The 7295-nt window shown below is 64.4% G+C and carries 6 protein-coding genes; 1 reads left to right on the forward strand and 5 read right to left on the reverse strand.

Annotated features, from left to right (window positions below; genetic code table 11):
- Positions 1-141: 141 nt before the first annotated feature.
- Both HQQ85_RS20655 and HQQ85_RS20660 read right to left on the reverse strand, forming a co-directional pair.
- The gene (locus HQQ85_RS20655) at positions 142-1290 is read right to left on the reverse strand and encodes a hypothetical protein (protein WP_173184702.1); all 1149 of its coding nucleotides are present in this window, start codon (positions 1288-1290) and stop codon (positions 142-144) included.
- Between the two features lie 149 nt (positions 1291-1439).
- Complete coding sequence (locus tag HQQ85_RS20660) at positions 1440-2720, reverse strand: APC family permease (RefSeq protein WP_173184704.1); 1281 nt, start codon at positions 2718-2720, stop codon at positions 1440-1442.
- A gap of 132 nt (positions 2721-2852) precedes the next feature.
- Here HQQ85_RS20660 and HQQ85_RS20665 point away from each other — a divergent pair, with 132 nt between their 5' ends.
- Positions 2853-4241 carry a DUF2254 domain-containing protein gene (locus HQQ85_RS20665; RefSeq protein ID WP_173184706.1) on the forward strand — a complete coding sequence of 463 codons (1389 nt, stop codon included), beginning with the start codon at positions 2853-2855 and terminating at the stop codon, positions 4239-4241.
- Positions 4242-4303: 62 nt separating this feature from the next.
- Here the strand turns inward: HQQ85_RS20665 and HQQ85_RS20670 are convergent, their stop codons facing one another.
- The 3 genes from HQQ85_RS20670 to HQQ85_RS20680 form a co-directional block, all read right to left on the reverse strand.
- Entirely contained in the window at positions 4304-4993 is a 690-nt protein-coding gene (locus HQQ85_RS20670; RefSeq protein ID WP_173184708.1) for a Pr6Pr family membrane protein, read from the reverse strand.
- Positions 4994-5032: 39 nt separating this feature from the next.
- Positions 5033-6604, reverse strand: coding sequence for a hypothetical protein (locus tag HQQ85_RS20675; RefSeq protein ID WP_173184710.1), 1572 nt, complete (start codon positions 6602-6604; stop codon positions 5033-5035).
- Between the two features lie 7 nt (positions 6605-6611).
- Positions 6612-7295: ABC transporter ATP-binding protein (locus HQQ85_RS20680; RefSeq protein WP_173184712.1), on the reverse strand; the 684-nt coding region annotated here is incomplete at its 5' end.

Raw genomic sequence — 7295 nt, forward strand, 5'->3', positions numbered from 1 at the left:
TCCCTGCGCCGCCCGGATACCTCAGGACTCTGCCGGAACACCTCACGGTCTTGTTTCCTCATCACGGTCACGACCCAAGGTGGTGCTGACGTCTGGTTTCCGGCACGGATACGGTCCGGGCGTGCGCATCGTCGATTGGCGTCATCGGATCGCCGGACTGTTCGTGCGGCGGCGGACGATCGCCGCGCCGATACCGGCCAGCACGAGGACAATCGCGCCCACCCCGATGCCGGTGGGGTTTGACCCAGTAGCAGCCAGGCCCCCACCTGTAGGGGATGCGGACGGTGTCGGCGTTGTCGCAGACAGGAGGGTGAACCCTATGGGGGTGGACGGTGTTGAGAGCACCTGTGATACCCGTCCGGAGGTGTCGAGGTCGGCGAGGATGGCTGTGGCTGTGTATTCGTTCGGATACAGCAGGACGGTCGTTTCCCACACGCCTGCGTTGTCGACGACGATCGTGTTGACCGGGCCACCGACAGCACCAGGCGGTGAATCCACCACTCCGGTGTGATCGGTGGGCAGAACCGTCAGGAACACACTCATGCCGGGTGTTCCGGTGCCACTGATTCGGATCTCAGAGCCGGTGATTACGGCTCCATTCAGAGGACCGGTGATGGTCGGGGCGGGAAGAAGCTCCGCCACGGGCAGTGTGAAGGAGATCGTGATGGTCCCCGACTTCGCGCCTCCGGTGGTCTGGGTCGCGGTCACCGTCTGCGACGGAGACGCATCATTCGGATAAGTCGTTGTCACCGACCAGACGCGGCCTAACACGATAGCTGGCTCCGTGCCGGGCAAGGTGACACCGGCACCATCAGCAAGGCTCACGGCCGCACCTTCTGCCCCGGTTCCCGTGAAAGTCACCGTCCGTGACGGAACGACTTCGCCCGGGAGCGGTGTTCCGACGGAGAAGTTGAATGTCGGGTCGGGGGCCGGCAACCGGAATGACACCACCACTTCTCCACGTCCTGTACTGCCGAAAACCTGTCTTATCGTGACGGTCTGTTCGATCGCATCATCGGCGGCAAATACCCCGGTCGTCGACCACACCCCGCCCTCCACCAGCACGTTCCGCGTCCCAGGCACCCGCTGACCGGTCACGTCGAGGACGTTCACGATCCCACCGTTTTCACCCGTTCCGGAGAACAGCACTGTCCGCGACCCCAGCTCCTCCCCCGCAGACGGCGACACCACCGTCAGACTGCCGCCGTCCACAGTGGCAACGGCTGGGATTCCAGCCAGGGCGACAAAAGCGGAAACAGCGACCATAAGCCCGGTCAGTTTTGTAAGCATGGGACACCTCCGTGAACCAGAGCGCCGACTGGCTCACCAACTCGATCTGTGCACAACAGCAACTATTGTGCACGGTACCAGGCTTGGCCCACCGCGGCGAGGCCACCCAAGCGGTCGCCATGGCAGAAGACACCCGCGGTGGTGGTTGATCAGCGGGTCGCGGATCGGTGTCGGACAGTGATGACCTGTGCCACAACGATGGCCGCAGCGATTGCGGCGGCCACGACAACGGTGAGGGGATCTGACTGGACTTTCAGGACAGTGAATGGAAGCAGAACAGTCAGGTCCAGGACGATCGAGAGAGCGGGAATCCACCGTCGGGCCGTCACTTTGCGGTAAAGCGTGCGGAGGGTTCCCCATTGCACAGCGATGTCCATCGACAGGTAGAGGAACGCGCCGATGGACGCAATTTGTGTCAGATCAAGGAAAGCGGTCACGATGATCGCCAACCCTGCGGTAATCAGGAGGGGCTGGTGGATGACCTGGTGCGGGAGGGACGGAGCCTGCCGCATCGTCTGCAGCATCGCATACAGTCGCGATACCGAAAATAGGCTCGCCAACAGCCCCGACAGGGTTGCGATCACCGCGATCGCAACGGTGATTGCTACCCCCCAGTCGCCGAAGAGCGGTTCCGCGGCCTGCGCCAGCGCGTAGTCGCGGGCACCGACCGCGCCCTCCGCGCCAATGCTGGCCTCAACCGACACCGTGATCAGCAGATACAGCACCGTGCAGATCATCAACGAGATAATGATGGAACGGCCGATGTTCCGTTCAGGGTTCCGCAAATCGTCACCCTGATTGGTGATGGTCGTGAACCCCTTATACGCCAGCACGCACAGCGTCGTCCCCGCCAGAACACCCACGACATCGACCTGATCGCCGGACGTGTGTGCGAAAAACCCTCCCCCTGCCGCGGAGGCGACCAAGCCTGCGATCGCGAGGACAGCGATCCCTGCGATCTTCACAATCGCGGTGGTCAGCGCTGATCCCTCGACCAGTCGATTGCCGAGCAGATTCACCACCGTTGCGGCAACGATCGCGACAACACCAAGGACCGGCACCAGCACAACGGAGTCCTGCAACCCGAACGGGCGAAGCAGGTATGTGCCAAACGTTCGCGCGAGCAAACTCTCCGCCACCACCATCGACACATACATAAACAACGAAAACGACCCCGCCGCCACCCCGGGACCGTAGGCATCCTTCAGAAGCATCGCGACACCGCCCGACGACGGATTTACGCTCGAATAGCGAATATACGAATACGAACTGATACCCGCGACGACAGCACCACCCAGGAAAGCGACCGGAAACCAGTCCCCCGCCAAAACGGCCACCTGCCCCACAAGGGCGAAGATCCCGGCACCAATCATCACCCCGGCACCTAACGACACCGAACCCGCCAACGAAATTTTTCGGCTGCCGTCCATGACCCCACAGTACGAACCCATCCCCGCCGTGCCTAGTCTCACCCGAGCGGAGTACCGTGATTCCGAACGGAAGGCCGACCATGCACACCCCGAACCGATTGGCACCCGAACCCGCCGGTCACACCGCGTCCTGTGACCGCTGATTCCCGCCGCCGCCGAAGCAGCACGTCCCGCATCCGCGGCATCGCAGCACGAGTCTCCGAATCGGTGGAATCACGGCTATGGCCACTTCCCGTCGCCGCCATCGTCTTCGCCGTCGGGCTCGGGATCCTTCTTCCGCGGATCGACCTTGTCCTAGACGCGAGCCTCCCCACCGGGGTCGACTCGGTGGTATTCAACGGTGGCGCCGAAACAGCCCGTTCTGTGCTGTCCTCGATCGCAGGATCCCTGATCACCGCGACATCATTGACGTTCTCCCTCACCGTGGTGGCACTCCAGCTCGCCAGCAGCCAAGCATCACCCCGGGTGCTCCGGTTGTTTGCGCGGGATCGTCGCGTGCACGCGACCCTCGCCATGTTCCTCGGAACCTTCGCCTACGCCCTCACCGTACTGCGATCCATCCGCGACCCCACCGACGACATCCCTGGTTTCGTTCCTCGAATCGCCGTGACCGCCGGATTTGTCCTCACCCTGATCAGCGTGATCATGCTCGTGTTTTTCCTCGCTCACCTCGCCGCCCAGTTGCGCGTCGAGACGATCTTGAAAGAAATCCACGCCGACACCGATAAAACCATCGACCTCGTCGGTGGGAGCAACGCCGCCGCACCCGCTCACGACCGCCGGGTGCGTATACCCGCCCACAAAACAACCGTCACCTCAAGATCCTCGGGCTTCATCACGAGCCTGGACCGGGACACGCTCCTCAGCTGTGCCCAATCGCACCACATCGTCGTTGAAGAGAACCGCGTCATCGGCGAGAACATCGTCTCCGGAACCCCACTGGCCTACTGGTGGCCACACGACGAGGATGGTGCTTCCTCCGAGCCCTCGGCGATCGAGAAGGCAATCCGGTCCGCATACACGATCGGGTACGAACGCACCGCCGCGCAAGACATCGACTACGGCATCCAACAGATTGTCGACATCGGCGTCCGTGCCCTCTCCCCCGGAATCAACGACCCCACCACCGCCGTCCACACCCTCGGCCACCTCAGCGCAATCACCACACGGATCGTCGCCCTCCCCACCCTCCCCGCCGGACTAGCCGACCACGAAGGACAACTCTGCGTGATCACCGCGTCACGGTCACCACGACAAGCAGTCGAGGCCGCCTTGTCGCAGATGCGCCACTACGGTGCCGGGGATCCCGCCGTCGTGACTCGCTTCCTGCAAGTCATTGACGATCTCGCTCACACCTGCAACAACCCAGAAGTCCACGCAGAGCTCCGCGTTCAACTCTCTGCCCTTGACCTACAGATCCGAACCAATACTGCCGACCCCAGCGCGACCGAGCAACTGCTCACCGCTATCCGGACCCTCGCCCTCAAGCTCACCGCCGCAGGAGCATCCGAACAAGAATAGAGTTACGCCGCTAACGTGCGGCGCACGTTGCAGAGATGCCCCAATCCTGTCCACAGCGTTCATCACCCACGGTCCCAGGCGATCCCGTCCCCACCAGCATCCCGCGAAAGCCGCGACCCCACGAAAGCTCCCCCAGCCATCGAACGGCTGCCCAACATTCTGACAGCCCAATATGCCGCCAGCAGCAACGCCGCCAGGCAGGTCGCGTAGGCGGCGAGTTGCGGATACCCGCCGACAGCCTCCGGGCTGACGAAGAAATACGGATACCACCCCGTCATAGCGCCGCGAACGATCGTGACCACCAGCCACGCCGCAGGGAACACCAGCACCGCCCAAGCGGGCCACCGCCTCATCCTGGGCGGGTCGAGCATCACGTCGAGGATCGCGAACGCGGGGAGCACGAAGTGCAACACCCGCGAGGAGAGTGGGACGAGAAATTCGGCGCCGGTGTATCCGGCGGTGCTCATCAGCACCGCGAACACCAATCCGGAGACGATCACGTAGGACGCCACCGTTATGCGCACCCCGTCGAGCCACCAAGGCCTATCGGTTCGGCTCACCGCCAGTACGAGGGTGCAGGTCAGGGTGGCGGTGAAGAGGATCGCGGATTCGATCGTAAAGTATCCGAGCAGATTGCGGACGGAGCAGGTGCCGAATACGAAGGCGCAGTCAGCCCGCGCGATCAGTGCGACGACTGCGACGCCGATTCCCGCCAGGCGCAGAAGCACGAGTGCAGCTGATGTCGCGTTCATCTGCTCAGCCAAGCACCCCGACACCGAACCGTCTGGGCATCACTGGTAGCTGATGAAGTCCGGCACCGGCGACACCCCGGCCATTGTCTGCGCAGGAGTGAGCACTGGTGCGTCCTCGTCGATGAAGTTCTTCCACCCCGCGGCGACACCGGCCGGTGGAACAGCGAGCATCGCGGCGTAGGTGGCCTGTTTGTCGGGCTGGGCACCCTGCCCATCGACGTGAACGAGGAATTCCAGCTGAGGGGTGTCCGTCTGCAGGGCTTCACGGTTGGTGATCATCGAGGTGCGGAACTCGTGCAGAACGAACATCTTGGGCGGGAGCCCCTTCGCGTCGACGAGTTTCGCCAACCAGTTGGACACGGTGTTGATCTCGTCGGCGGATACGGTACCGATCTGTTCCAGGGGAACTTGGTCCGGGCCGAGGCGCCATTCGGGGTCAAGAGCGAGCCCGACGTTGGGGCGCTCGAGCAGCGCCTGGTAGGCCTGCGCTTGGCTGAGGAACGTGGACCGGCCCGGCTGTAAGTCGATCACCACGTACGCGCCAGCAGCAGACGCGGCATCGACGTACTCGGCGATTCGGGCGGGGTCGAGTTCGTTGGAGTAGTTCCCATCAGAGCCTGCATCTCCGGAGGCGACGGTGGCGATGATCTCCAAGGTCGGCACGACCGGTAGGTCCGAGAGAGGGGCGTATTCGGCGGCGAGCTGAGTGGCGCGAGTGAGTGTGCCGGTGATGTCTTGTTCGCCCAGGACGCCCAGGACGGGAACCTCGGGCACACCGTAGAGAGCCACGAAACGGTGACTGCCGAACAGCCGCTGACCGCCGCCGGTGAGCTGATACCCCGTCATCGCGGCCCGCACCGACCAGTCCGGTGCCGGCTGGGTGGCGTAGGAGGCCCCGATCAGCACCGTGCTGGCCGGTTGCAGGCGGGTGAGAGCGCTGATGACGTCCGGTGCGGCAAGGATGTCTCCCGAGGCGACCTCCTCGATGAGGGTGGCCCCGGCTGCCTGGACGATGGCGGCCGCTTCCGGGGCCGTGCCGTCGGTGACCGCAGCGACCGGTTCACCCAGACGCGCCGGCTCCGGACGCGGCTCCACCGCCGCATCGAGGGCGTCCGCACCGGTGAGCGAGGTCACATCGGTGCGGGCCGCGCCCCCAGATTCGAACGCGGCGACCTCGCCGAACACAACAACGCGGGACACGTCGAGCCGATCGAGTTCCTTCGTGAGGGCAGTCGGTGCGGCCGTGGACGACGGTGTCAGATCGGCCGGAGGTGTAGACGACGCCTGAGTGGTGATCGGAAAAACGGGCACACCGAGTTCGACCGCCGTAGCCCCCGCCAGCTTCACTGCGGCAGTGTCCGACTCGTCGACGACGAGCACCAGCGGTGACTGGTCGAAGAGCAGCTGACTGGCCTCGATCGCGGCTGCCTGACGCTGTCCCTGACTGATCACCGAGGCGCCCGCCTGGGGGGTGCGTAGCTCGACCCGGCCTGGCTCCACCGGGTCGGCCGGGGCTGCGGTGCACCCCACCAACACTGCCCCTGCGATTGCGATAACAGCCGTGGTGGCGATCCGGGCGTGAAAGTGGCGGGGTTTCCCGCGGGCGGTCACCGAGACGTCACTTGGCGGTTTCGGCGAGGATGCGTTCGCCGGAGGTCTCATCGAAGATGTGGAGATGGTCCGGCTTGGGAGTCAGATAGATCATGTCTCCCTTGGCCGGGTGGGTACGCCCATCGACCCGGACGACGAAGTCCGTGCGAGCGCCAGCCAGCTCGGTGTGGCCGTAGAGGTATCCGTCAGCGCCGAGCTCCTCGACGAGATCGACTTGCGCGGCGAATCCGGCCGCGGGGTCGGTGCTGATCTCGATGTCTTCGGGGCGGACACCGATCGTCACGCCCGACCCTGCCTGGGCGAGAACGTCGCGTTCGATAGGAACCGTTGCGGTGCTGAACGCCACACCGCCCTCGACCACGTCGGCTGCGAACAGGTTCATGGCGGGGGAGCCGATGAAGCCGGCGACGAACACGTTGTTGGGCTTCTCGTAGAGGTCGCGGGGGGTGCCGACCTGCTGCAGCAGGCCGTCTTTCAGCACGGCGATGCGGTCGCCCATGGTGAGCGCCTCGGTCTGGTCGTGGGTGACGTAGACCGTGGTGACACCGAGGCGACGCTGGAGCGAGGCGATCTGGGTGCGGGTCTGCACGCGCAGCTTGGCGTCGAGGTTCGAGAGCGGCTCGTCCATCAGGAACACCTGGGGCTGACGCACGATGGCGCGGCCCATGGCGACGCGCTGACGCTGACCACC

Origin of the sequence: Herbiconiux sp. VKM Ac-2851, assembly GCF_013205105.1 — a bacterium.
Taxonomy (GTDB): Bacteria; Actinomycetota; Actinomycetes; order Actinomycetales; family Microbacteriaceae; genus Herbiconiux; species Herbiconiux flava.